This is a genomic window from Mesorhizobium sp. P160187 (assembly GCF_057766425.1).
In genome coordinates this window covers 754,748-778,374 of the sequence record NZ_JBYMDX010000004.1, presented here as the reverse complement: position 1 = coordinate 778,374, position 23,627 = coordinate 754,748, and the positions used below count along the sequence as shown (strand labels likewise).

22 protein-coding genes and 1 tRNA gene are annotated in these 23,627 nt (G+C 63.1%); 12 read left to right on the top strand and 11 right to left on the bottom strand.

Translation table 11 applies throughout. The annotated features are described in order from the left end of the window. Positions 1–110 precede the first annotated feature (110 nt). The gene (radC, locus tag AC3CCE_RS20820; RefSeq protein WP_352625679.1) at positions 111–872 is read right to left on the bottom strand and encodes a RadC family protein; all 762 of its coding nucleotides are present in this window, start codon (positions 870–872) and stop codon (positions 111–113) included. 113 nt (positions 873–985) lie between these two features. Beyond that, positions 986–1,819, bottom strand: a complete 834-nt coding sequence (gene map / locus AC3CCE_RS20815) for a type I methionyl aminopeptidase (RefSeq protein ID WP_352625681.1) — start codon at positions 1,817–1,819, stop codon at positions 986–988. A 279-nt stretch (positions 1,820–2,098) separates the two neighbouring features. On the opposite strand from map, the gene AC3CCE_RS20810 reads away from it, so the two are divergent. The 3 genes from AC3CCE_RS20810 (at position 2,099) to AC3CCE_RS20800 (ending at position 3,822) form a co-directional block, all read left to right on the top strand. Further along, on the top strand, positions 2,099–2,395 hold the full coding sequence (locus AC3CCE_RS20810; RefSeq protein ID WP_023688240.1) for a DUF982 domain-containing protein: 297 nt from the start codon (positions 2,099–2,101) through the stop codon (positions 2,393–2,395). 147 nt (positions 2,396–2,542) lie between these two features. Then, positions 2,543–2,818: a DUF6074 family protein gene (locus AC3CCE_RS20805; protein WP_352625683.1), complete on the top strand. Its 276-nt coding sequence runs from the start codon at positions 2,543–2,545 to the stop codon at positions 2,816–2,818. 335 nt (positions 2,819–3,153) lie between these two features. Then, a complete protein-coding gene (locus AC3CCE_RS20800) occupies positions 3,154–3,822 on the top strand; it encodes a DUF2161 domain-containing phosphodiesterase (RefSeq protein WP_023688243.1) in 669 nt (222 codons plus the stop codon). 141 nt (positions 3,823–3,963) lie between these two features. Here the strand turns inward: AC3CCE_RS20800 and AC3CCE_RS20795 are convergent. From AC3CCE_RS20795 to phaC, 3 genes are all read right to left on the bottom strand, one after another. After that, positions 3,964–4,038, bottom strand: a tRNA-Glu gene (locus tag AC3CCE_RS20795). A 332-nt stretch (positions 4,039–4,370) separates the two neighbouring features. Then, positions 4,371–5,492 (bottom strand): D-Ala-D-Ala carboxypeptidase family metallohydrolase, encoded by a 1,122-nt coding sequence (locus tag AC3CCE_RS20790; RefSeq protein ID WP_352625685.1) that lies wholly within the window; start codon positions 5,490–5,492, stop codon positions 4,371–4,373. Positions 5,493–5,852: 360 nt separating this feature from the next. Next, a complete protein-coding gene (phaC, locus tag AC3CCE_RS20785) occupies positions 5,853–7,688 on the bottom strand; it encodes a class I poly(R)-hydroxyalkanoic acid synthase (protein WP_352625687.1) in 1,836 nt (611 codons plus the stop codon). A 97-nt stretch (positions 7,689–7,785) separates the two neighbouring features. Between phaC and AC3CCE_RS20780 the strand changes: the two genes are divergently transcribed. From AC3CCE_RS20780 to recJ, 4 genes are all read left to right on the top strand, one after another. Next, the gene (locus tag AC3CCE_RS20780) at positions 7,786–8,196 is read left to right on the top strand and encodes a hypothetical protein (RefSeq protein ID WP_023753345.1); all 411 of its coding nucleotides are present in this window, start codon (positions 7,786–7,788) and stop codon (positions 8,194–8,196) included. Positions 8,197–8,286: 90 nt separating this feature from the next. Then, the gene (locus AC3CCE_RS20775; RefSeq protein WP_023681615.1) at positions 8,287–9,504 is read left to right on the top strand and encodes an LL-diaminopimelate aminotransferase; all 1,218 of its coding nucleotides are present in this window, start codon (positions 8,287–8,289) and stop codon (positions 9,502–9,504) included. 50 nt (positions 9,505–9,554) lie between these two features. Next, a complete protein-coding gene (locus tag AC3CCE_RS20770) occupies positions 9,555–10,868 on the top strand; it encodes a homoserine dehydrogenase (protein WP_352518668.1) in 1,314 nt (437 codons plus the stop codon). Positions 10,869–11,117: 249 nt separating this feature from the next. Then, on the top strand, positions 11,118–12,902 hold the full coding sequence (recJ, locus tag AC3CCE_RS20765; protein WP_352625690.1) for a single-stranded-DNA-specific exonuclease RecJ: 1,785 nt from the start codon (positions 11,118–11,120) through the stop codon (positions 12,900–12,902). Positions 12,903–12,917: 15 nt separating this feature from the next. Here the strand turns inward: recJ and AC3CCE_RS20760 are convergent, their stop codons facing one another. From AC3CCE_RS20760 to folE, 3 genes are all read right to left on the bottom strand, one after another. Then, entirely contained in the window at positions 12,918–13,889 is a 972-nt protein-coding gene (locus AC3CCE_RS20760) for a patatin family protein (protein WP_023667624.1), read from the bottom strand. An 84-nt stretch (positions 13,890–13,973) separates the two neighbouring features. Beyond that, positions 13,974–14,432 carry a phosphoribosyl-AMP cyclohydrolase gene (gene hisI / locus AC3CCE_RS20755; protein WP_352625692.1) on the bottom strand — a complete coding sequence of 153 codons (459 nt, stop codon included), beginning with the start codon at positions 14,430–14,432 and terminating at the stop codon, positions 13,974–13,976. Positions 14,433–14,467: 35 nt separating this feature from the next. Continuing rightward, positions 14,468–15,103 carry a GTP cyclohydrolase I FolE gene (folE, locus tag AC3CCE_RS20750; RefSeq protein ID WP_023667622.1) on the bottom strand — a complete coding sequence of 212 codons (636 nt, stop codon included), beginning with the start codon at positions 15,101–15,103 and terminating at the stop codon, positions 14,468–14,470. A 241-nt stretch (positions 15,104–15,344) separates the two neighbouring features. Here folE and AC3CCE_RS20745 point away from each other — a divergent pair, with 241 nt between their 5' ends. Then, a complete protein-coding gene (locus AC3CCE_RS20745; RefSeq protein WP_023818138.1) occupies positions 15,345–15,791 on the top strand; it encodes an iron-sulfur cluster assembly scaffold protein in 447 nt (148 codons plus the stop codon). Between the two features lie 86 nt (positions 15,792–15,877). Here the strand turns inward: AC3CCE_RS20745 and AC3CCE_RS20740 are convergent, their stop codons facing one another. Next, a complete protein-coding gene (locus AC3CCE_RS20740; protein WP_352625695.1) occupies positions 15,878–16,795 on the bottom strand; it encodes a LysR substrate-binding domain-containing protein in 918 nt (305 codons plus the stop codon). 371 nt (positions 16,796–17,166) lie between these two features. Between AC3CCE_RS20740 and yidD the strand changes: the two genes are divergently transcribed. After that, the gene (gene yidD, locus AC3CCE_RS20735; protein WP_352511685.1) at positions 17,167–17,535 is read left to right on the top strand and encodes a membrane protein insertion efficiency factor YidD; all 369 of its coding nucleotides are present in this window, start codon (positions 17,167–17,169) and stop codon (positions 17,533–17,535) included. A 158-nt stretch (positions 17,536–17,693) separates the two neighbouring features. Next, positions 17,694–18,509 (top strand): class D beta-lactamase, encoded by an 816-nt coding sequence (blaOXA, locus tag AC3CCE_RS20730; RefSeq protein ID WP_352511684.1) that lies wholly within the window; start codon positions 17,694–17,696, stop codon positions 18,507–18,509. A gap of 13 nt (positions 18,510–18,522) precedes the next feature. Here blaOXA and AC3CCE_RS20725 read toward each other — a convergent pair whose 3' ends face one another. Next, on the bottom strand, positions 18,523–19,359 hold the full coding sequence (locus AC3CCE_RS20725) for an SAM-dependent methyltransferase (RefSeq protein WP_352625698.1): 837 nt from the start codon (positions 19,357–19,359) through the stop codon (positions 18,523–18,525). A gap of 207 nt (positions 19,360–19,566) precedes the next feature. Here AC3CCE_RS20725 and thrS point away from each other — a divergent pair, with 207 nt between their 5' ends. Beyond that, positions 19,567–21,540, top strand: coding sequence for a threonine--tRNA ligase (gene thrS, locus AC3CCE_RS20720; protein WP_352625700.1), 1,974 nt, complete (start codon positions 19,567–19,569; stop codon positions 21,538–21,540). Positions 21,541–21,625: 85 nt separating this feature from the next. Further along, a complete protein-coding gene (locus AC3CCE_RS20715) occupies positions 21,626–22,564 on the top strand; it encodes a lysophospholipid acyltransferase family protein (RefSeq protein ID WP_352511680.1) in 939 nt (312 codons plus the stop codon). Positions 22,565–22,648: 84 nt separating this feature from the next. Here the strand turns inward: AC3CCE_RS20715 and AC3CCE_RS20710 are convergent, their stop codons facing one another. Continuing rightward, a complete protein-coding gene (locus AC3CCE_RS20710) occupies positions 22,649–23,539 on the bottom strand; it encodes an ankyrin repeat domain-containing protein (RefSeq protein WP_023818143.1) in 891 nt (296 codons plus the stop codon). Positions 23,540–23,627 lie beyond the last annotated feature (88 nt).

Genomic DNA, 23,627 nt, shown 5'->3' with positions numbered 1-23,627 from the left:
CGCAATATCACTTCTACACCGCAACCGTGGGCATTTGAGCCAAAGCGGAATGTTGCTGATTGGCTCGCGAGCGGTGGCGTTTGGGTTGACGGCGCCGGCGAGCGTCGGGCTCAGATCAGCAGCAGGCCCTTCATCGAGGCATTGCCTTTCTTGCCGATGATGATGTGGTCGTGGACGGCGATGCCGAGCGGCTTGGCGCTGTCGATGATCTGCTTGGTCATTTCGATGTCCGCACGCGATGGTGTCGGATCGCCTGATGGGTGATTATGCACCAGGATGACGGCGCTGGCCGACAGTTCCAGCGCGCGCTTGATCACTTCGCGCGGATAGACCGGCGTGTGGTCCACGGTGCCGACCTGCTGTACCTCGTCGGCGATCAGCACGTTCTTCTTGTCGAGAAACAAGATGCGGAACTGTTCGCGGTTCTCGAACGCCATCGCCGAGCGGCAGTACGCAAGAAGCTGCGTCCAGTTGGACAGCACCTCGCGGTCGCGAACCTCGGTCCGCGCCATGCGCTGCGCGGCAGCGGCAATCACCTTCAGGTCGACCGCCACGGCGGGGCCGATGCCCTTCACCTCCTGCAGCAGCGCCACCGGTGCGCCAAGCACTTCGCCAAAAGTGCCGAAGCGCGCCAAGAGCGCCTTGGCGATCGGCTTGGTGTCGACGCGCGGGATCAGGCGAAACAGCAGCAGTTCGAGAAGTTCGTAGTCGGGCAGGGCGTCCGCGCCGCCGGCAACGAAGCGCTCGCGCAAACGGTCGCGATGGCCCTGATAGTGTGGCTTCTCCGCCACTCTTGGTGCCTTGTCCTTCGCCGGTGGTTCAAGCCACCGCTCGGAGAAGAACCCCCGTTCGTCGTCACCGCTGTTCCCCATCCATCCCCCACACTCCCCGAAGGCTTCGACGGCAGATTAGAGCGGTAAGCAGCGCGCGGTCGAGTTTTTTCGGCGACGGCGCCTCAAAGCTGCGGCTTGAGGCGATCTTGTTTTCAGCTGACCGGCGGCAGGCCGGGGCGGTCGAGCTTGTTTGGCGACAGGGTGAAAATCTCGCAGCCAGTTTCGGTGACGCCGATCGTGTGTTCGTACTGCGCCGACAGCGAGCGGTCGCGCGTCACCGCCGTCCAGCCGTCCGACAGCACTTTCACATGCGGCCGGCCAAGATTGATCATGGGCTCGATGGTGAAGATCATGCCCGGCCGCATCTCGACGCCTTCCGAGGCGGTGCCATAGTGCAGGATGTTGGGTGCGTCGTGGAACAGCTGGCCAACGCCGTGGCCGCAGAAATCGCGCACCACCGAGCAGCGCTCTGCCTCGGCATAGGTCTGGATGGCGGCGCCGATGGCGCCGGTGCGGGCGCCGGGCCGGACCGCCGCGATTCCGCGCATCAGGCACTCGTGGGTGACTTCGAGCAGGCGTTCGGCGGCGCGCTTGATGGTGCCGACGGGATACATGCGCGAGGAATCCCCGTGCCAGCCGTCGAGGATGTAGGTGACATCGATGTTGACGATGTCGCCATCCTTCAACGGCTTGTTGTCTGGAATGCCGTGGCAAACGACGTGGTTGATCGAGGTGCAGGACGATTTGGTGTAGCCGCGGTAGTTGAGCGTCGCCGGTAGCGCGCCTTGGTCCATGCCGAATTCGAAGACGAAACGGTCGATGGTCTCGGTGGTGACACCCGGCTGGACCATCGGCGCCAGTTCATCGAGGCAGCGCGCGGTGAGATCGCAGGCCTTGCGCATGCCGGCAAATCCTTCTTCGCCGTAGAGGCGGATCTGGCCGGTGTTCCTGAGGGGTGCCGTGGCGGCGTCGAGATAGGTGACCATAGTGTCCGTTTGCCTGTAAGCGGGCGGCGCATATCAGCCCGTTAGAAAATTTCCCCAGATTTGGCACTGCAAGCCGCAAGGTTCAAGGAAGAACTGCCGGCAATGGACTGATACTGGCGATATTCCTGGCTTGCGCGGCCGCTCAGATGACATCCAGGTGCGCGATCTCCTCCGAATGCCGAGATCGCACTGACGACACATTTTCGCGCAAAAGCAGCCAAAGCAACTTTTGACGACGAACGGCGTTGCTGTGGTCGACGCCAGTTCGGGAGATATAGAATGGACAGATTGCAATTCGAGGTGCCGGTGCGCATCGCGCCCGCGCCCGGGCTGCCGGTAGAGGAAATATACAGCGTCGAACAGGCGCTGGATATCCTGCATGACTGGCCAAAGAAGCGACAGGGCAAGGTCTATGAAGCGGCGTTCAATGCCTGCTTCGGGGCCACGGTGGATGTAGTCAGGACAGAGGACGCCTGGCGCGCCTTCATGGCGTTTTGCCGGGTCAGTGGCCTGCTGGCCAGGGACATGATGGTTACGGCCAAGCGCGCCGGCGAGGCGAGGGGCCTGAGGGTCTAGAGTTCTGCTTGGCCTCGAGGCAGGCCAACCGACTCGCTCCAATCGGCGCGGACTCCGCGGCGTTAAGGTTCCGTTTCCCACTTCACAGCTAGGCATGAGGCCATGGAGCAGCGTCTGATTCGTTGCGTCGGTCTCATGGTGCAGAATATGTCCTCAGCCAATGTGCGTGCCTTCCCGCTAGACCGGCAGACCGTGCTGGTGCGCGAGGTCGCCGCAAGGCTGGGCAGACTGCACGGCGACACGGCCACGTCGTTCTGGAAGGCCACGGCGCGCGAACTCCTCGACAAGGCGGTCGCGGCCGGCTGCGATGCGGCTTCGGCGGCCAACGATGTCCGCCGGTTTTTTGCCGCGGTCCAGGACGAGATGCATTTCAAGGCGGACGATGCCGCACCGGGGCAGCGCCGGACGCGCACCCGCCTCTAGCTTCGAACAGAGCACCGACACGCGCTCACTGTGGCTAACCGTGGACCGGTCTTGGCGTCGACGATCTCGGGCCTTGCGCTGTCGATCGTGCCGTCCCAGCCACGGCGAGCGCCTTGTTGAACGCGAGACAGGCGATGAAATACTGGTCGCGCTCGGCCCTGGCGACGTCGGTCATCGCCAAGGAAATCGTCGAGCGCTATGGCGGGACCATCACGTCGGAGAACCTGCCTGACGGATGGCTTTTGCAGATGGTGGGATCGACGCGGCTTAGCGCAAGGCGTCGGCCTCTCGGCGATCCCTGTGCCGACCCGATCCGAATCGGCTATGCCTGCGCGATGCAGGAAACGTCTCTCTACATCCCGGTGAAGCGGTTTCTCGAGAGCCTGGAATTCACGGTGAAGGGCGAAGTCGGCCACTGCGATATCGTGGCGGTGCGCGACGGCGAGCCGCCTGTGCTGGTCATCTGCGAACTGAAATTGCAGTTCAACCTCGAACTGGTGCTGCAAGGTGTCGATCGCGCCGCGGCATGCGACGAAGTGTGGCTGGCCGCGCGCATGTCGGCGCGTGGCAAGGGCCGCGAGCACGACCGCCGTTTTCGCGCGCTGTGCCGGCGGCTCGGCTTCGGGCTTCTGGCTGTCAGCGGCAAGGGGGAGGTCGAATTGCTGCTCAGCCCGGCGGCTCTGCCGCCGCGTCGCGATCCGAAGCGCCGCTCCCGACTGATGGAGGAACACCGTCGCCGGCGCGGCGATCCGGTGGTCGGCGGTGGCTCGCGCGCCCCGATCATGACCGCCTACCGGCAGGATGCGCTGGCCTGCGCCGCAGCCATGACCGACGGGCCGAAACGCCCGCGCGATCTGAAAGCGATTTCGCCGCGCGCGGCCAGCATCCTATTGGACAATGTCTATGGCTGGTTCGCCAGGGCCGAGCGCGGCGTCTACGCGCTGACAGAGGGTGGCCATGCGGCGTTGCAGCGCTGGCCGCAGGTGGCGCACGACCAGGGATGAGTGGCCGGAGATTGCCGCGAGCAGGCGCCAGGGGACTCGGCACGGCAGCGCGTGCGCCGGTTCAACCGATGCGCCGCGCCACCGTTCCAGCCGCTGCTAGTTCGGCGGCTGCTACGAGGCTTCTTGTTTTCCTGAAAGATCTGGTACGCCCAAGGGGAATCGAACCCCTGTTACCGCCGTGAAAGGGCGGTGTCCTAACCGCTAGACGATGGGCGCGCTCAGACGAAGCGGCTTATAATTGCGTTGTTGCCAACCGGCAACCCATCAGCCGCCAGATGCGGAAACTTTTTTCAAGAGGGGCGAAAAGGGCCAGTTTGGTGAGCCAGCCCAGGTTTTCTGCCCTCGCGTCATTGCACATCTTTGGAGATTAGCCTGAACGCCCCGCGCAGTCGTCATCCTATGGTCTGCGCTGCGTCGCTGCGCGCCTTGCTTCGCCATAGGATGACGAAGTCGCGGGTGCCTCGGCTAATCTCGAACGTCGCTGATAGCTAATCGGGAAAAACGGCAGGCTGCTAACGGCCCCTCGGCCCGTTTGTCGAATGGGGATGCTAACCCCGCCGGCGGCAGCGCCAGTTCCAGTCGCGCTCGGGGCCGACGTCGACGTGAACGGATTCGGTATGGCAGTAGGTGCCGACGCCACCGCGGCCGGGCATGGTTCGGATGTAGCTCGCCAGTTCCCATTTGGAGACGCCGGGAACCTGGATGTCGGCGGCGGCGCAATACATGTGCAGCGAATTCTTGGCGCCGTTGGCGCGCCGGTTGCGGGCCGGGTCGCGGTAGCCTGATGTGACCATCATCTTGCGGCCGTAATGGCCTTCGATGGTCTTCAGCACACGCACCAGCGACGGCTTCAGGCAGGCGACGTCGACGCTCTCGTTTTGCTTCAACAGGCCATTGGGCGCCAGCCGGGCGAGGCCGGCGGCGGAGGCCACCTGATAGGCGCCGCCCGAACCCTCGTCCTCGTTCAGGTCGACGTCGCTTTCGTCGTCGAGGCCGGATTTGCGCTTGATCTCGAACAGCGCCGTCTGGCGCACGCCGGGCAAGGCATCGCTGCCGGTGATGTGGTTGCTCTCGTTGCCAAGCGAGGCAAGCTGCAAGGGCTTGTCGGCGGAATTGGCTGACGCCAGCGTGATGATCGGCTTTGCCGGGGCGGCCTTCTGGGAAGCAACCGCAGGCTGTTCGCCCGAGCGCGAGTTGACCAGCGGAGCAGGTGCCGCCGAGGTTGGCGCGGTGCTGAACAGTGAGGCCAGGAAGCCCTTCTTCGGCGTGTCGATCTGCTGGGGCGCGGCGGTCACGTAGACCTCGTTGGTCGCGGGTGCCGCTGCCGTCGCTTTCGGTGCGGTCACGCCGGCATCGGCGGCGGCGATCTTCTGCGCCACGGCGTCCGTTGCGGCCGCGGTCTGTGCTGACTGCTGCAGCGACTGCGGCGTCTGGCCGACAATGGTTTCGGAGCCGGCGGGAACATTGACCGGGAAGCCGGTGCCGGGCTTGGCCACCGGCACATAGGCGACCTGCTCGGGCAGTGTCGCATCGCCCGTTGCCGTCATCATCATCTGCGGCCCGGTGGATGTGACCTGCACGGTCGAATCGCCCGGCGCCGCAGGGCTGGCGCCGGAAGCCGCGGCGATGTCAGAAGCGGTCGCGTTGTAGCCAGGCATGCCGACGGACATTGTGGGGTCGCCAGCGGAGGTGCAGGACGCCAGAAGCACGGAGAAAAGCGCTGCCGCTATAGTGCGACCTTCTCTCCCCGCGAGACGCGATCCTGCTGATTTCAAAACTAAATTCCCCCTCGGTGTCCGGTCGGCCTGCTATTGGTGCGGCGTCGAAACGTTCACATCCAATAACCTTGTGTTCCCAAACCGGAAACGAGACTTGTGTCAATTCTGCAAGCCTCTGAATTATTTGCTCGTTGGAGGCCAATTGAGGCTTCTTGAAGGTTGACGACACCATTTCGCCCCGTTTTGCCGGCTCGTCAACTCACCAGACATTACATTCCGTTACACACAGGCACCTGCAAAAGGTGCCGGCCGTTACACACGCACCTTCACATAGGTGCCGGGGGCATCACCCAGGGTTTTCATGTGCTTGCCCGGCTTGCGGGCCGGAACGAGGGTGTCGTCCTGGGTCTCGATCCAGTGCTGCCAATGCGTCCACCAGGAGCCGGGATGCTCCACCGCGGAGGCGAGCCACTGGTCAAAATCGCCTGTCGGTTTGCCGCCGGTCCAGTACTGGTATTTCTTGGCTGCCGGCGGGTTGACGACACCGGCAATGTGGCCGGAACCAGCCATCACAAACTCGACCTCACCGCCGAAATATTGCGAGCCGAGAAACACGGAAAGGGCCGGCGCGATGTGATCTTCCTTCGACGCCAGGTTGTAAACCGGGATGGTGACGTCGGCCAGCGACAAAGTGCGGCCGGCGAGTTCCATCACGCCACGCGTCAGATTGTTCTCGAGATAACAGTTGCGCAGGTAGAAGGAGTGGTTGGCGGCCGCCATGCGGGTGGAATCGGCGTTCCAGTAGAGCAGGTCGAAGGGAAGGGGATCCTTGCCGCGCATGTAATTGTTGATGACATAAGGCCAGATCAGGTCGCCCGAGCGCAGCATGTTGAAGGCGGTCGCCATCTTGGTGCCGTCGAGGTAGCCCTTTTCGTTCATCGATTTCTCGACCGCTGCCACCTGGTCCTCGTCGACGAAGACTTTCAGGTCGCCGGCATGGGTGAAGTCGACCTGCGTGGTGAAGAAGGTCGCCGATTTGATGCGGTTGTCGCCTTCCTGTGCCAGCAGTGCGAGTGCGGCCGCCAGCAGCGTGCCGCCGACGCAATAGCCGATGGCGTTGACCTCTTTCTCGCCGGTCGCTTTCTCGATCGTGTCGAGGCCGTATTGCAGGCCTTCCCGTATGTAAGCTTCCCAGCCCTTGGCGCCGTGCCGCTCGTCGGGATTGATCCAGGAGATGACGAACACGGTATGGCCTTGCTCGATCGCCCAGCGGATGAAGGACTTTTGCGGGTTGAGATCGAGGATGTAGAACTTGTTGATCCAGGGCGGGCAGATCAGCAGCGGGCGCTTGAGCACCGTCTCCGTCGTCGGATCGTACTGGATGATTTCGGCGACATCGCTGCGCCCGACCACCTTGCCGGGAGATGTCGCGACGTTCTTGCCGATCTCGAAGGGCGAATAGTCAGCTTGTCTCAGCTTCAGGTCGCCCTTGCCGGCGGCGATGTCTTCGGCCAGCATCTTCATGCCGCGCACCAGGTTTTCGCCATTCGAGGCGACGGTTTCTCGAAACAGCTCCGGATTGGTCAGGATGAAGTTCGACGGCGAGATGGCATTGGACACCTGCTTGACGTAGAAGCTCGCCTTGTGGCGGGTGTGGTCGTCGAGGCCTTCGGCGTGCTCGACCAGGTCGGCCGCCCAGCGCGAGGTGACGAGATAGGCCTGTTTGAGGAAATCGAAGAAAGCGTTGCGACCCCATTCGGGGTCTTGAAAACGCTTGTCGCCGCGCTCGGGCTTGACCGCATCGTCCGGCGCTTCGGCATTCGGGCTAACCTTCTGGATGGCGTTGCCCCAGACCGTCATGTAGCCGGCGAACAGCCGCGTCTGCGCTTCCAGCGCGCGTTGCGGGTCGGCCAGCCAATATTCGCTGAGCTTGGAAAAGGTTTTGACCATGTCGACCACGGGTTCGGCGACATGATCGCGCACCTCGCCTTTTTCGCGCGGCTCGGCCCAGGCGGAGGCGGCTTTGCCGGCCTGTTCGACCATACGCGCCATGTTCAACGCGAAGCGTTCCGGGTCTTTCACCAGATATTGCTCGACGGTCGAAGATTGATCATCTTCCGCTTTGCTCGAATCAGGTGTTTTGGACATGGCTCGCGGGGTTCCTCCCGAGGCGTTTTCTTGACATATTATCATGGGACATCTGACCGGGTCCAATGCGCTGTACCCCGGCTGCCAGGAAAACAATATGACGATTAACACCGGCAAGACCATTTTTTCGGGGGCAGGCCGCTTTTGCCGCGTCGCGGTTGCAATCGCCTGTCTGACGCCAGGGCTGCTGGCGGCAAGTGGCTGCACGAGCGCCAACACCGGCAACGGGATGAATGTCGGCCTGACCCAGGGCGCGCAGGACACCGGCTCTTATCCCAATCTCAACATCCCGCCGCAGGTGGCGGCAAAGCAGCTCACCCCTGAGGAGACGCAGGCCAAGCTTGCCCAGTTGAAGGGCGAACAGCAGGGGCAAGTGGCCAAGGGCGGCGGCGGTGCCCCGTCCACCAGCCCGGCGGCGCTGAACTCGCTGGCGAAGAACCATGGCAAGGACACGCTGAAGCAGATCGAAGCCAAATGCGATCCCGCCCTCGACCCTACCTGCAAATAAGGCTATATCGCGCGCCGAAAGCGGTCTTTGCCAAAGGCGCCTAGCCAAGCCAACTGTGCTAAAGCCAATCTTAAATCGTCTGGAACTGACATGGAAGAATTTCACAAGGTCCGCCGGCTTCCGCCCTACGTGTTCGAGCAGGTCAACCGGCTGAAGGCCAGCGCCCGTTCGCGCGGCGCCGACATTATCGACCTTGGCATGGGCAATCCGGACCTGCCGACGCCGAAGGCGATCGTCGACAAATTGTGCGAAGTGGTGCGCGATCCGCGCACGCATCGCTATTCCTCCTCCCGCGGCATCCCAGGTCTGCGCCGCGCCCAGGCCGCCTATTATCAGCGCCGCTTCGGCGTGAAGCTCAATCCCGACACGCAGGTGGTGGCGACGCTCGGTTCGAAGGAAGGCTTCGCCAACATGGCGCAGGCGATCACCGCGCCGGGCGACGTGATCCTGTGCCCCAACCCGACCTATCCGATCCATGCTTTCGGCTTCATCATGTCGGGCGGCGTCATCCGTTCGCTGCAGGTCGAGCCGGATGACGGCTTCATCCCGGCGCTCGAGCGCGGTGTCCGTCATTCGATCCCGAAGCCGCTGGCATTGATCCTCAACTATCCGTCGAACCCGACGGCGCTGGTCGCCTCGCTCGATTTCTACAAGGACGTGGTCGCCTTCGCCAAGAAGAACGACATCATCATCCTGTCGGACCTTGCCTATTCGGAGATCTATTTCGACGGCAATCCGCCGCCTTCGGTGCTGCAAGTGCCGGGCGCCATCGATGTCTGCGTCGAGTTCACCTCGATGTCGAAGACCTTCTCCATGCCCGGCTGGCGCATGGGCTTTGCCGTCGGCAATGAGCGGCTGATCTCGGCGTTGACGCGGGTGAAGTCCTATCTCGACTACGGCGCCTTCACGCCGATCCAGGTGGCGGCGGCGCATGCGCTGAATGGCGACGGCGCCGACATCGCCGAAGTGCGCGAGGTCTATTTGAAGCGCCGCGACGTCATGGTCGATGCCTTCAGCCGCGCCGGCTGGACCATTCCGGCACCGGCTGCCTCGATGTTCGCCTGGGCGCCGATCCCGGAGCCGTTCAAGCATCTCGGCTCGCTTGAGTTTTCCAAGCTCCTGATCGAGCACGCCGACGTGGCGGTGGCGCCGGGCATCGGCTTTGGCGAGCATGGCGACGATCACGTCCGCATCGCGCTGGTCGAGAACGAGCACCGGATCCGGCAGGCGGCGCGCAACATCAAGCGCTTCCTGGCGTCCAGCGCCAAGCAGCCGAACAATGTGGTGCCGCTCGCCGCGCATCGCTAAAGTCGCCGCACATCTTATTCGAGCAGATTTTTTGAGGGGCGTCGCCGGGCATGGCTGAAGCGTTGCGTGTTGGAATTGCGGGTCTGGGTACGGTTGGCGCCTCGGTGGCGCGCGTGCTGCGCGACAAGGCAGCGGAACTGACGCGCCAGTGCGGACGCGATGTCATCGTCACCGCTGTTTCGGCTCGCAATGCCAAGCGCGACCGTGGCGTCGACCTCAGCGCCGCCAAATGGTTCGATGATCCGGTGAAGATGGCGCAGACCGCCGACATCGACGTCTTTGTCGAGTTGATCGGCGGCGATGAAGGCCCGGCGCGTTCGTCGGTCAAGGCAGCACTTGAGGCTGGGCGCCACGTCGTCACCGCCAACAAGGCGCTGTTGGCCAAGCACGGCGTGGCGCTTGCCGAAATCGCCGAGAAGAAGGGCGTGCTGCTCAACTACGAGGCGGCAGTTGCCGGCGGCATCCCGGTCATCAAGACGATGCGCGAGGCGATGGCCGGCAATTCGGTCACCCGCGTCTTCGGCATCCTGAACGGCACCTGCAACTACATCCTGACCCGCATGGAGGCCGAGGGCATCTCCTTCGACGAGTGCCTGAAGGACGCGCAACGGCTGGGCTACGCCGAAGCCGATCCGACTTTCGATATCGAGGGCCATGACACGGCGCATAAATTGTCGATCCTGACCAGCCTGGCCTTCGGCACCAGGATCGCCGCCAACGACATCTACATGGAAGGCATTTCCAATATCAGCCAGGCCGATATCCGCGCCGCGGGCGACCTTGGCTACCGGATAAAATTGCTCGGCGTCGCGCAGCGCACCGACAGCGGCATCGAGCAGCGTGTGCACCCGACCATGGTGCCGACCGCGTCGGTGATCGCACAGGTGCATGGCGTTACCAATGCGGTGGCCATCGAAACCGACATTCTGGGCGAACTGCTGCTCTCCGGCCCGGGCGCCGGCGGCAACGCCACCGCGTCCGCCGTGGTCGGCGATATCGCCGACATCGCAAAGAGCCGGCCGGGCTTCCAGCACGGTCCGGTGTTCGGCCTGCCGGCCAAGGAACTGCGCCCCTACAAGAAGGCGCAGATGCGCAGCCATGCCGGCGGCTATTTCATCCGGCTGACCGTGCACGACCGCATCGGCGTCTTCGCCGCGATCGCCAAGCGCATGGCGGACAACGACATTTCGCTGGAATCGATCGTCCAGCATGCCGTCAGCGGCGAGACGGACGCGCAAAAGACGGTGATCCTGGTCACCCACGAGACGACGGAAGCAGCGGTGCGCAAGGCTGTCGACGGCATCACCAAGGACGGCCACCTCACAGACAAGCCGCAGGTTATCCGCATCGAGCGTGCGGGCTAGGCCAAGTCATTTTTCTCCTTTAACCGATTGATGCTGCTGCTGAAAAGTGGTTTCGGACGCCATAATGCTCTCTCTCTTTGATTTGGAGCCGGATTGAGATTTCAGGTCGAACCCACCAGTCATCATCGGGTTCTGGCGGAGGCGTGAGCCGCGAGATCAAGGCGCGTCACCAGGAGGTGGAAAAGTTGAGACTTTCCTGTTTAGCCGTCGCATATTGCCGGAAATGACAATCTGTAGACTACGCCTCCTATGACGGGCGACAAACGCTTCTTCCTCGACGTCAGGCATTCGGCGACCGGTGTTTCCTGGGAACACCGGTTGAGCGAGCGGCAGGACATGACTGCGCTGGCCATAGCGCAGGGCCACGGCGTGCCCGACATTGTGGCTCGCGTGCTCGCCGGGCGCGGCGTCACCGCCGACCAGGCCGAGCGCTTCCTCGATCCGACGATTCGCAATCTGTTGCCGGATCCGGCTTCGCTGACCGACATGGGCAAGGCTGCGACCCGCATCGCCGAAGCGGTCATGGCCAAGGAGAAGGTGGCAATCTTCGGCGACTACGATGTCGACGGCGCCGCCTCTTCGGCGTTGCTCAAGCGCTTCCTGACGCATTTCTCGGTGCCTTCGGAGATCTACATTCCCGACCGCATCTTCGAGGGCTACGGCCCCAATCCGGAGGCTATGCGCGAACTGGTCTCGCGCGGCGCGACGCTGATCGTCACCGTCGATTGCGGCACCAACAGCGCTGTCTCTATCGATGCCGCCAAGGCCGCAGGCGCCGATGTGGTGGTGCTCGACCACCATCAGGTCGGCGGCCCGCTGCCGGAGGCGACAGCGGTCGTCAATCCCAATCGCGAGGACGACCTTTCCGGGCAAGGCCATCTGTGCGCCGCCGGTGTCGTCTTCCTCACTCTGGTGCAGACGGCGAGGGTCCTGCGCAGCCGATTGCCCGATGCCGCGCAGCCGGACCTGTTGTCGTTGCTCGACCTGGCGGCGCTGGCCACGGTTTGCGATGTGGTGCCGCTCATCGGCGTGAACCGCGCTTTCGTCGTCAAGGGACTACAGATGGCGCGGCAGCAGAAGAATGAGGGGCTCGCCGCACTGGCGCGGGTGTCCCGCATCGGTGAGCCGATAAGCACCTTTCATCTCGCCTATCTGATTGGGCCGCGCATCAATGCCGGCGGCCGCATCGGCGATGCAGCACTTGGCAGCCGGCTGCTCGCCACCGACGATCCGGTTGAGGCCGGGACCATTGCCGAGACACTCGACCGGCTCAACCAGGAACGCCAGCAGATGGAGCTGGAGATGCTGGCAGCGGCGCGCGCCGAGGCTGACGCCGAACTTGCCGGCGGCAATGGGCCGGCCATCATCGTCACCGCCAGCACCAATTGGCATCCCGGCATTGTCGGCTTGATCGCCTCGCGGCTGAAGGACCATGCGCGGCGGCCGGCCTTCGCCATCGCCTTCAACGCCAATGGCATCGGCACCGGCTCTGGCCGTTCGGTGTCGGGCTTCGATCTCGGACGGCTGGTGCGCGCAGCCGCCGATGCCGGGCTGATCGTCAAGGGCGGCGGCCACGGCATGGCCGCCGGCATCACGGTGGAACGCGCCAAGCTCGGCGAACTCCGTGCTTTCTTCGAGGAGCGCGCGGCGGCCGAAGTGTTCCGGGTGCAGGACGAAGAAAGTCTGGCCGTCGACGGCGCGCTCGCCGCCGAGGGCGCGACGATTGCTTTGCTCGATGCACTGGAAAAGGCCGGGCCTTTCGGCGCCGGCCATGTCGCGCCGGTGTTCGCGCTGCCGCGCCATCGGCTGGCCGACGCGCGGGCCGTCGGCACCAACCACATCCGGGCTGATCTGCAGTCGGAAAGCGGCGGCCGCATCCAGGGCATCGCCTTTCGATCCGTCGATACCGCGCTGGGCGAATTCCTGTTCAAGAACAGGGGCAACACGATCCATGTAGCCGGCTCGCTGTCGGGGAATTATTGGAACGGCAACCGCACGGTGCAGTTCCGCATCACCGATGCGGCCAAAGCCTGACATTGCCGAATTGGTTTAAGCGAGAACCGTCTGCAGCCGCTTCAACTCGCTGATCTGCGCCATCGTCGCCTGGTAACCGACGCTGATCGCCTCATCCGCGCGGTGGAATTCGGTCAAGCCGATATGGCTGAGTTTCGGTTGGAGCGACATGTCGGGCGGATCGCCCGCCAGCCTTGCGCGTGAAATCCGGTCCTGGATGATGTTGAAGGCTTCGACCATGACGCCGGTGATGCCGAGACGGCTCTGGTGCGGCTGGTGGTCTGGGCTGGCCTGGCCTGGCCGGGGCGCGTCCTTCTCGATGAGCAGTTCGCCGGCGCTGTGCTTGATGACGGCGGCGCGGCCGAACAGATCGTAGTGAAGGTTGACCGCGACGACCAGCGGCTGCTCGTAGGCGCGGCAGACCGAAACCGGAACCGGGTTGACCAGCGCGCCGTCGACCAGAATGCGGCCGTTGCAATTCACCGGTTCGAACACGCCGGGCAGCGCATAGGAAGCCCGCATCGCGGTGATCAGCGAACCGCTGGACAGCCAGATCTCATGGCCGGTGCGAATTTCGGCGCCAACGGCGACGAACGGTTTCGTCAGATCCTCGAAGCGGATGCCTGCCATGTGCTCGCGCAGCCTGACGTCCAGTTTCATGCCGCCGAACAGGCCGCTGCCGCGCAGATTGAGATCGAGCAGGCCGAAGATGCGCCGCTTGGTCAGGCTGCGGGCGAACTCCTCGAGTTCGTCCAGCTTGCCGGCGAGATAGCAGCCGCCAACCAGCGCGCCGATCGAGGTGCCGGCGATCATCGAGACTTCGATGCCGGCTTCGTCGAGCGCGCGCAGCACGCCAATGTGCGCCCAGCCGCGTGCGCAGCCGCCGCCCAGCGCGAGCGAAATGCCTGTCTTGCCCGCGGGTTGCGGGTCAGGCACGCCGCCGGACGATGAGGGGCCATTGGCCTCCCGCACGTCCGGTCTGCTACGCAATGACGCCCACTCGAGCATCATGATCTCCCTTGTCCCGCGTCCGTTCTACAGGAAGGACGTTTGAGAATAGTGAATATGAGTGGTTTGCGACTGTTGAATGGTTCACGCGGGCTTCCGATACGTTTTTTCCGCATCGAACAGCGGCGTGCTGCCATCGCCGGCAAGCGTTGCCTTGCCGCCGATTAGCCCCACCGTCCGATAAAAACATGAACGCCGGCCGGTGTGACAAGTTGCGTCGTGGCCCAACACTTTGACGCGCAACCATATGGCGTCCTGGTCACAATCCGTGAGCATCTCGACGACGGTCTGAAAATTGCCTGATGTTTCGCCCTTCTTCCACAGCGTGCTGCGCGAGCGCGACCAGTAGTGCGCGATGCCGGTTTCGAGCGTCAGCGCCAGCGCCTCGGGATTCATATGCGCGACCATCAGCAGCATACCGTCAGCGGCGTCGGTGACGACGACGGTGACCAGCCCGGCAGCATCGAAGCGCGGGGAAAACACCGCGCCTTCTTCGAGAGCCTTCTTGTCTGATGGAGCCTTGGGAAATGTTAGTGCCGACATCGCCGGTCCTTGATCTAGCGATGCCGGCGAGGGGCTTACGCCCCGAGGCCGCGCACCATGGTGACGAAACGGACCTGTTCCTCGGGCGTGTCCTTGAACACGCCGGTGAAGGTCGAGGTCAGCGTGGTGGAGCCCTGCTTGCGGATGCCGCGCATGGCCATGCACATATGCTCGGCCTCGATCATGACGGCGACACCGCGCGGATTGAGCACGTCCTGGATGACGCCGGCGATCTGTGCGGTCATGGCCTCCTGAGTCTGCAGGCGATGGGCGAAGATATCGACGACGCGCGCGATCTTGGACAGGCCGACGACCTTGCCATCCGGGAGGTAGCCGACATGCGCCTTGCCGATGATCGGCACCATGTGGTGCTCGCAATGCGAGTGGAACTGGATGTCCCTGACGATGACGAGATCGTCATAGCCGGCGACTTCCTCGAAGGTGCGGCCGAGCTCTTCGGCCGGGCACATGTCATAGCCGTTGAACATTTCGAGAAAGGCCTTGGTGACGCGCTTGGGCGTGTCGATCAGGCCCTCGCGATCCGGATTGTCGCCGGTCCAGCGCAACAGCGTGCGCACGGCGGCCTCGACCTCGGCTTCGCTCGGCCTGTCGGTGACCGGCTTGTCCAGATAGTCGGAAGGGGGCATTATTTTCTTGATGACGGCATCCATAAAGGCGTCTCCCGTAGTTCCTCTCTCAGGAGGAACGAGTTGAACGGACCACGACCTTTCGGGTGCTGAAAACTCGCCCGGTTTCCAGCCCGCAAGCGGCGTGAACGAAATGGGCAAGGACGATGGCTTTGCGTTGCCTTGTCGATACCCGACTGCCAGCATTATATATGGTCGTACGCAGCGAATGAAAGACGCTACAACGGCAATCGCTGTTCGCTTGGCGGCGACGGATTGGAAAAATATGATTGACGACGTCTACAATGCGAAAATTCTGGGTTTTGCCGGAAACATCGCCCGCATAGGCCGGCTCGATCATCCGGATGCGACGGCCAAGGCCCATTCCAAATTGTGCGGCTCGACGGTGACCATCGACCTCAAGATGGACAATGGCGTCGTCACCGATTTCGCGCATGACGTGAAGGCCTGCGCCCTCGGCCAGGCCTCGTCCTCGATCATGGCTCAACATGTCATCGGCGCCAGCGCCGACGAATTGCGGGCGGTGCGCGACACCATGCTGAAGATGCTCAAGGAAAACGGCGCGCCGCCGCAAGGCCGCTTTGCCGATCTGAGATATCTGGAGCCGGTGCGCGACTACAAGGCGCGCCATGCCTCGACCATGCTGACCTTCGATGCGGTCGTCGATGCCATCGGTCAAATCGAGAAGAAACGCGCAGAAGAAGCAGCGTGATGTTGGTACATGACGGCTCCTCCAACAGCCGGTGAATTGTCAAAATTGGGCGCCGACACGTCGAGGAGCTTCTCACGTAACCGGGCTCATGCCTTGGTTTGCTGCGCCCGTCTGCTTTCGGCAAATTCGCTTCTCACCCAGTCGGCGAAGGCCTTGGCCGGCTCCGCCAGGTCCTTCAAACTCCTGGCGACCAGCCAGTAGGCGCCCGATGCGACATCAATGTCGAACGGCTTGATCAGCGCGCCGGATGCAATCTCCTCGCCGATCTGCAAGAGGTCGCCCAGCGCCACGCCGTGGCCGAGCAGGGCCGCCTGCTTCGACAGCGACACATCCGCCAGCATAGGGCCGCGCGCCGGAATGGTGTCGGCTGCCACGCCGGCTGCCTCGAACCAGCGCGCCCAGCCTTGACGATTCTCCTCGTGCAACAGCGTGTAGCGGGCAAGGTCGAGCGGCTTTTCGAGGGCAGGGCCCGATGCCAGCAAGGTGGGCGACAGGACCGGTGAATCGACGGTCGAGGCGAGCCATTCGGCCTCGCTGCGCGGCCATGAGGTGGCGCGCGCGCTGAAGCGCAAGGCGAGTTCGGGCTGATCGCTGCGGAACTCGATCGGCCTTGGGTCGACTTCGAGGGAAACGTCGATATCGGGCCGCAACTGGCTGAAGCGGTTGAGCCGCGGCAACAGCCATACCGAGGCCAGCGACGGCTCGACACTGACGCGGACCACCGACTGCGCCGGGGCAGCCACCAGGTCCGAAACCAGCCTGTCGATGTCATCGAAACTCCTGACCAACTGATCGAGCAGGCGCTGGCCGGCCTCGGTCAACTCGACGCGACGGTGATGACGGTGGAACAAGGGCTGGCGCAGGAACTGCTCGAGTTCGCGGATCTGCCGGCTGATGGCGGCCTGGGAGACGAACAGCTCCTCGGCGGCCCGGCTAAAGCTCAATTGCCGGCCGGCTGCCTCGAAACTTCGCAACGCCGTCAGGGGCAACCGTCCGCGCTTCATTTCGCATAACCCCAAGTTATCCGAACCGGAAATTATACTCGTTTGAAGGCGAAGGCCAGCGGGCGTCTAATCCGCCTCAAAGGAGATGCGCCATGATCCAGTTACTGAAGATCTTTTGCGATGTGATGCGGATCGCGACATTTCAGTGGCATGGCGACAGGCGGCATCATGTGCAGCGCACCGAGCAAAGGCCGGCCACCCGCTGGGCGGCTCCAGCGGAGCGGCATCCCTTTCGCCGCTCGCGACCCTGAAGCCGACAAAGAGGCGAGTGAAGAGGATTGCGTTTGCCGGCCGAAGCTCACATCTATCGGTTTGGAAACGCAAGCTGACCCGGAAGCCGGTTTCGGGGTCGCGTTCGGAAAGAGGCTGCAGTGGGCGACCAGCATCGGCATGTGCATGCCGCCGGACGGACCCGGCGCGGCCGCAACTGGCCCGGTCCCTGGCGCAAAACACCCGGCCGCATTTTCGGCACGTGGCTGGTGCGCCTCTATCAACTGACGCTGTCCGGATTTGTCGGCAATTCCTGCCGGCATCTGCCGACCTGTTCCGAATACGCGCATGAGGCGATCGCCCGCCATGGCCTGTGGGCCGGCGGCTTCATGGGGCTGTTCCGGGTGCTGCGCTGCGGGCCGTTCGGAACGCACGGCGTCGACCGCGTGCCGGAGGTGCTCGCTCCGCGCTACGTCTGGTTCACGCCATGGCGTTATTGGCAGATCGGCAGGAAGCGCGGCGAGGCCTGACGGCGGACGCGCTGGGTCCCTGATCCAGATCGCCAGGGCGGCATTTCTTTACGATCCGGTAGGGTTAACAACGGCCTGCACAAAGACTGCGCATTTGAGTCAAAATCGAGCCAAGACACTTCGCTAAGCGCCTCCTGTTCATTCCCAGGAGAGCCCACATGCGTCGGATCGAAACCCATCCCTTCATCATTGCCGCGGTCCTCTTCCTGCTGGCCTGGTTTCTGGGATTTCCGATGCGGGCGCAATCGGCGCCGCTTGGCGATGTCGCCTGTACGCTTATCCAGGACGCGGCGAGCGGCGAGACGCTCTACCAGAATGGCGTCTGCGACCAACGCGTCAGCCCGGCATCGACCTTCAAGGTGCCGCTGGCACTGATCGGCTACGACAGCGGAATCCTGAGCGATGCGCATACGCCGACCTGGAACTACAAGCCTGAATTCAGGGCCGTGAGCCGCGACCACAAAGCCGTCGACCCGACGATCTGGGAGCGCGACTCGATCGTATGGTATTCGCGCGAGATCGTGCGCCGGCTCGGCGCAAAAAGCTTTGCCGGCTACGTCTCGAAATTCGGCTACGGCAACATGGATGTCTCGGGCGATGCCGACAAGGACAACGGGCTCACGCAATCCTGGATAAATTCCTCGCTTGAGATATCGCCGGTCGAACAGACAGCCTTCCTGCGCCAGCTGCTCGCCGGCAAGATGCCGGTTTCTGCCAAGGCGCATGAGATGACCCGAGCCATCCTGCCGACTTTCCAGGCCGGCGGCTGGACGGTGCGGGGCAAGACCGGCAGCACCAGGCTGGGAAACAGCAAGGACAAGCGCGCGCTGGGCTGGTTCGTCGGCTGGGCCGAAAAGGGCGGCCGCCGGATCGTCTTCGCCCGGCTGGTCGTCGACACCAAGCCGATCGACATGCCGAAAGGCCCGGCGACACGCGCGGCGTTACTGAGGGAGTTGCCGCAACTGGTGAAGTGAACTTGCTTTAGCTTCAAGTGCTCCGGCGGGCACGAAGGATGTGGCCGCCGGAATTCCTTGTCTCCGCCTTTGGCGTCCTGGAGAAGCGGGCGGCGATGTCGCTGCTTTCCAGATCTTCGATCTCATCGAAGCCGAGCTCGCGCAGCGATTGCGCCAGTGCCGCGGGCACGAAGAAGCTGATCCAGGGCTCTCCGGCAGCGGCGACGCGCGCCGCATGGAAAGAGAGGGCAGCCTGTCCAGCCGCATCGCGGTTCTCGGCCGGCTCGCTGTAGTCGAAGACGACCTCCGAACCGGGCATGCCGGCAATCCAGGACAGGGTGCTGAAGATTGCGTCCTGGCTCAGATACGGAACGACACCCAGCCAGATGAAGAAACTGGGCTCGGTCTGCCGCAAACCGGCCGATGCCAGTTCATCCGCGGGGCGCTGGCGCTCGAAGTTGACCGGCACGAACATGGTGGCCCGCGGTTCGGCAAGACCAGCATCGGCGATGCATTTCCGTTTCCAGGCCTGTGTCGCCGGGTGATCGACTTCGAACACCGCGACATCAGGGTACGGATTGCGCAGCGAGAAAGTGTCGAGGCCGGCGCCGAGCACCACCACTTGCTGGACGCCCCGGCGCACCGCCGCAGCCAGCCAGTCCTCGGCGAGGCGGGCGCGCGCTGCCACGAACAGGCGCATGTGCCGGCTGCGCTCACCTTCCTGCTCAAGCTCCTGCACCGTCGGTGCGGCATCGCCCAGTATCGCACTCGCATATGGGTCGCGAAACAGCGCCGCCTGCTGCGAGAACTGGTGGAGGGCCCGCATGCGCGCGACGCCCAAGGCGGTTCGGCTGGGTTTTGCGTCTTCCATGCCGGGGATTCCAACCTCGTGTCGGGGAAATTCGCAAGCCTGTGCGACTGGCCTGCGACATCTGTCGCGCCATTTCCTGACAGCTGCGCCAACGACGGCTCTTTACCTGATGCCGCGTGGCCTCTAAAACCCGCCCGCTGCCGGATGCCTCCGGCTTCACACCACGACCACCCGCGCTCGTTTGCGGGACTGGATAGGAGATACCCGATGCTGAATTCCGTTTCCCTGACATTTCCCGATGGCTCCGTCCGCGACTATGACGCGGCGATGACCGGTGCGGGCCTCGCCGAATCGATCTCGAAGTCGCTGGCCAAGAAGGCTGTCGCCTATGCCATCGACGGCACCGTTCGCGATCTTTCCGACCCGCTTGGCAAGTCCGGCAAGGTCGAGATCATCACCCGCAGCGATCCGCGCGCGCTGGAGCTCATCCGTCATGATGCAGCACACGTGCTGGCGGAGGCCGTGCAGGAACTGTGGCCGGGAACGCAAGTGACCATCGGGCCGGTGATCGAGAACGGATTCTATTACGACTTCGCCCGCAACGAGCCGTTCACGCCTGACGATTTCCCGGTGATCGAAAAGAAGATGCGCGAGATCATTGCGCGTAACAAGCCGTTCACCAAGGAAGTCTGGTCGCGCGACAAGGCGAAAAAGGTCTTTGCCGAGAAGGGCGAGCGCTACAAGCTCGAGCTGATCGACGCCATTCCCGAAGACCAGGATCTCAAGATCTATTCCCAGGGTGACTGGTTCGACCTCTGCCGCGGCCCACACATGGCCTCCACCGGGCAGATCGGCAACGCCTTCAAGCTGATGAAGGTGGCCGGCGCCTATTGGCGTGGCGATTCGAACAACCCCATGCTGACCCGCATCTACGGCACCGCCTGGGCCGAGCAAGCTGAACTCGATGCCTACCAGACGATGCTGGAAGAGGCAGAGAAGCGCGACCACCGCAAACTCGGCCGCGAGATGGACCTGTTCCATTTCCAGGAAGAGGGGCCGGGCGTCGTCTTCTGGCACGCCAAGGGCTGGAAGATGTTCCAGAATTTGGTCAACTACATGCGCCGCCGCCTCGACGAGCAGGGCTACCAGGAGGTCAACGCACCGCAGGTTCTCGACAAGAGCCTGTGGGAGACGTCGGGCCACTGGGGCTGGTATCGCGATGCCATGTTCAAGGTGACGGTGGCCGGCGACGACACCGACGACGACCGCGTGTTCGCGCTGAAGCCGATGAATTGTCCGGGCCACGTGCAGATATTCAAGCACGGGTTGAAATCTTATCGCGATCTGCCCGTAAAGCTTGCGGAGTTCGGCAATGTGCATCGTTACGAACCGTCCGGCGCCTTGCACGGGCTGATGCGCGTGCGCGGTTTCACGCAGGACGATGCGCATATCTTCTGCACCGAGGAGCAGCTGGCCGCGGAGTGCCTGCGCATAAACGATCTGATCCTGTCGACCTACGCCGATTTCGGCTTCGACGATGTCAGCGTGAAGCTGTCGACGCGGCCGGATAAGCGCGTCGGCACCGACGAGGCCTGGGATCATGCCGAGGCGATCATGGGCAACGTGCTGGATACGATCAGGACGCGCTCGGGAAACCGCATCAAGACCTCGATCAATCCGGGCGAGGGCGCTTTCTACGGGCCGAAATTCGAATATGTGCTGAAGGACGCCATCGGCCGCGAATGGCAGTGCGGCACCACGCAGGTCGACTTCAATCTGCCGGAACGCTTTGGCGCCTTCTACATCGGTTCGGATTCGGAAAAGAAGCAGCCGGTGATGGTGCATCGCGCCATCTGCGGTTCGATGGAACGCTTTCTCGGCATCCTGATCGAGCATTATTCCGGCCATTTCCCGCTGTGGTTCGCGCCGCTGCAGGTGGTTGTGGCGACGATCACCTCGGATGCTGACGACTATGCGCGAAAGGTTGTCGCACAGTTGAAGGCGGCAGGACTTTTGGCCGAACCGGATCTGCGCAACGAGAAGATCAACTACAAGGTGCGTGAGCATTCGCTGGCCAAGGTTCCTGTGATCCTCGTCTGCGGCAAGCGCGAGGCGGAGGAGGAGACGGTCAACATCCGCCGGCTTGGCTCGCGCGATCAGGAATCGCTCAAGCTGGCCGACGCGCTGAAGCTGCTTTCCGACGAGGCTATTTCGCCCGACCGCAGGCGCAGCGCGGCCTGAGCAATCAATATTTCGGAGAAATGGCGGTGGAGCGATCCACCGCCATTTTCACATGCCTGTCACGCCAACCTTGTAACGAGCCCCCATGCTCAAGCTGAAGATACGGGAAAGACCGTTTCCCGAACTCTCCTACGCCAATGCGAGCCAGCCGGTGCTGACGCGCTGGTTCATCCATTCCATTGAAGGCCTGTCGGGCCGCGACCGCTTTGCCGCGCTCTATGATTTCTGGCGCCGCCAGGTGGCGCCGACCGGCGAGCGGGTGTTCAGCCGCATGCTGCAGCTGATCGACGTCAAGGTGCGCAGCACCGATCAGTGGCCGCCGGCGGGGCTGCCCGACACGCCGCTGGTGATCGTCGCCAACCACCCGTTCGGCATTGGCGACGGCATTGCCGTGCTGTCGCTCGTCGAGCAGCTCGGGCGTCCGTTCCGCGTCATGATCCACAAGGACCTGCTGAAGGTCCGCGAGATGGAACCGTATTCGCTGCCGATCGACTTTTCCGAGACCAAGGACGCGGTGAAGAACAACATGGCGGTGCGCCACGAGGCAGTGCGGCTGTTGAAAGAGGGCGTCACCATCGTGGTATTTCCGGCCGGCGGCGTCGCCACCGCGCCGAAAGGCTTTGGCCGGGCGCGCGACCTGCCGTGGAAGATGTTTCCGGCGCGCCTCGTGCAGGACGCCAAGGCGTCGGTGGTGCCGATGCATTTTTCAGGTCAGAACGGCCGGCTGTTCCATCTGGTCAGCGGTCCGATGAACATGGCCGAGCGCGAAGGAGGGCTGGCGAAATTCGTCGGCAAGGCGTCGCGGACGTTGCCCCTTTCAATGCTCATCCGCGAATTTGCGCGGCTGTCCGGCAAGGCGATCGACGTGCGCGTCGGCGATGTGCTGAGCTGGGATGAGTTGGAGCCATTGCGCGACCGCAAGACGCTGCTCGACCGTCTTCATCGCGGTGTCTTCGACCTGGCGCCCGACGCACCGCGCCGCCGCGTCCACTTCCTGCCGCGCCGTATGCGAAAGGCAGCTTGAGAGACGCTAACTAGGGCGTGTACTCATAAACGACATTCAGTCGGTCAAATTTTCGACAACCTCGGCCCTTTTGCTCAACAGCTCCTAGGGCAGTGGGAGCGGTTTGTCGCTGAGTGTACGCAAGTAGGCGATCAGGTTGACCCGTTCGGTCTCGTCCGGGACGCCAGGCACCTCCATGTAAACACCCGGCGTGGTGAGCATGGGCTCAAGCAGATATTTGTTCAGGTCCTCGTACGTCCATACACCCTCTAAGGCCAGCAAGGTGTCGGAGTAACGCATATTTGCCATGGATGCCTTGTCGCGGCCGACGACGCCCCATAAGTTCGGTCCCGTTTTGATCCCTCCCTGTGGCTCGGCATTGTGGCAACCGTGGCACACGTGTGTGAAGTAGGTTCGGCCTTTCTCGACATCGGCAGCAGCCAACTTCATCGAGATCGGAGCTGGCGTTGGCAACACAACGCCGTGCGACATGAGATAGTCAGCAACTTCGCGTTGCCCCTTGAATTTTGCCAGATGGAGCGGTGTCTTGCCGTCCTTTGTCTTCGCATTCACGTCCGCGCCGGCCTCAACCAGTGCTTTCACGCAATCGAGGCAACCGAGATTGACCGCGATGTGGATAGCGTTTTCGCGGCTGCGCTTCGAATTTGGATTTGCGCCCCCGTCCAGCAACAGATTGATCAAATCGGTCCTGCGTTTTGCCAAAGCCAGAATAAGGGCAGGACCCAAACGCGGGTCCGGGACGGCGTTGACGTCGGCACCGCGTTCAATGAGCAGTTTTGCCGCTGCAAAATGACCGCCCTTGACCGCAAGATAGAGTGGTGTCGTGCGCCCGTCGCTCTCATCGACGCCGGCACCAGCGTCGAGCGCTGCCGTGATCGCCGCGACATCGCCCTTCATGGCGGCGTCGTGAATGCCGGCGGCATGCGATACAATCGGTGCAAGCAGTAGTGGAATGAAAAGCAAGGACATGCGCATTTGGCATCTCCCAAGGCAAACTGCGGTACGGGTCATGCTTTCAAGGCCGCAAAAACATACCACGAATGCCGGATCGTGGCCACTCCAA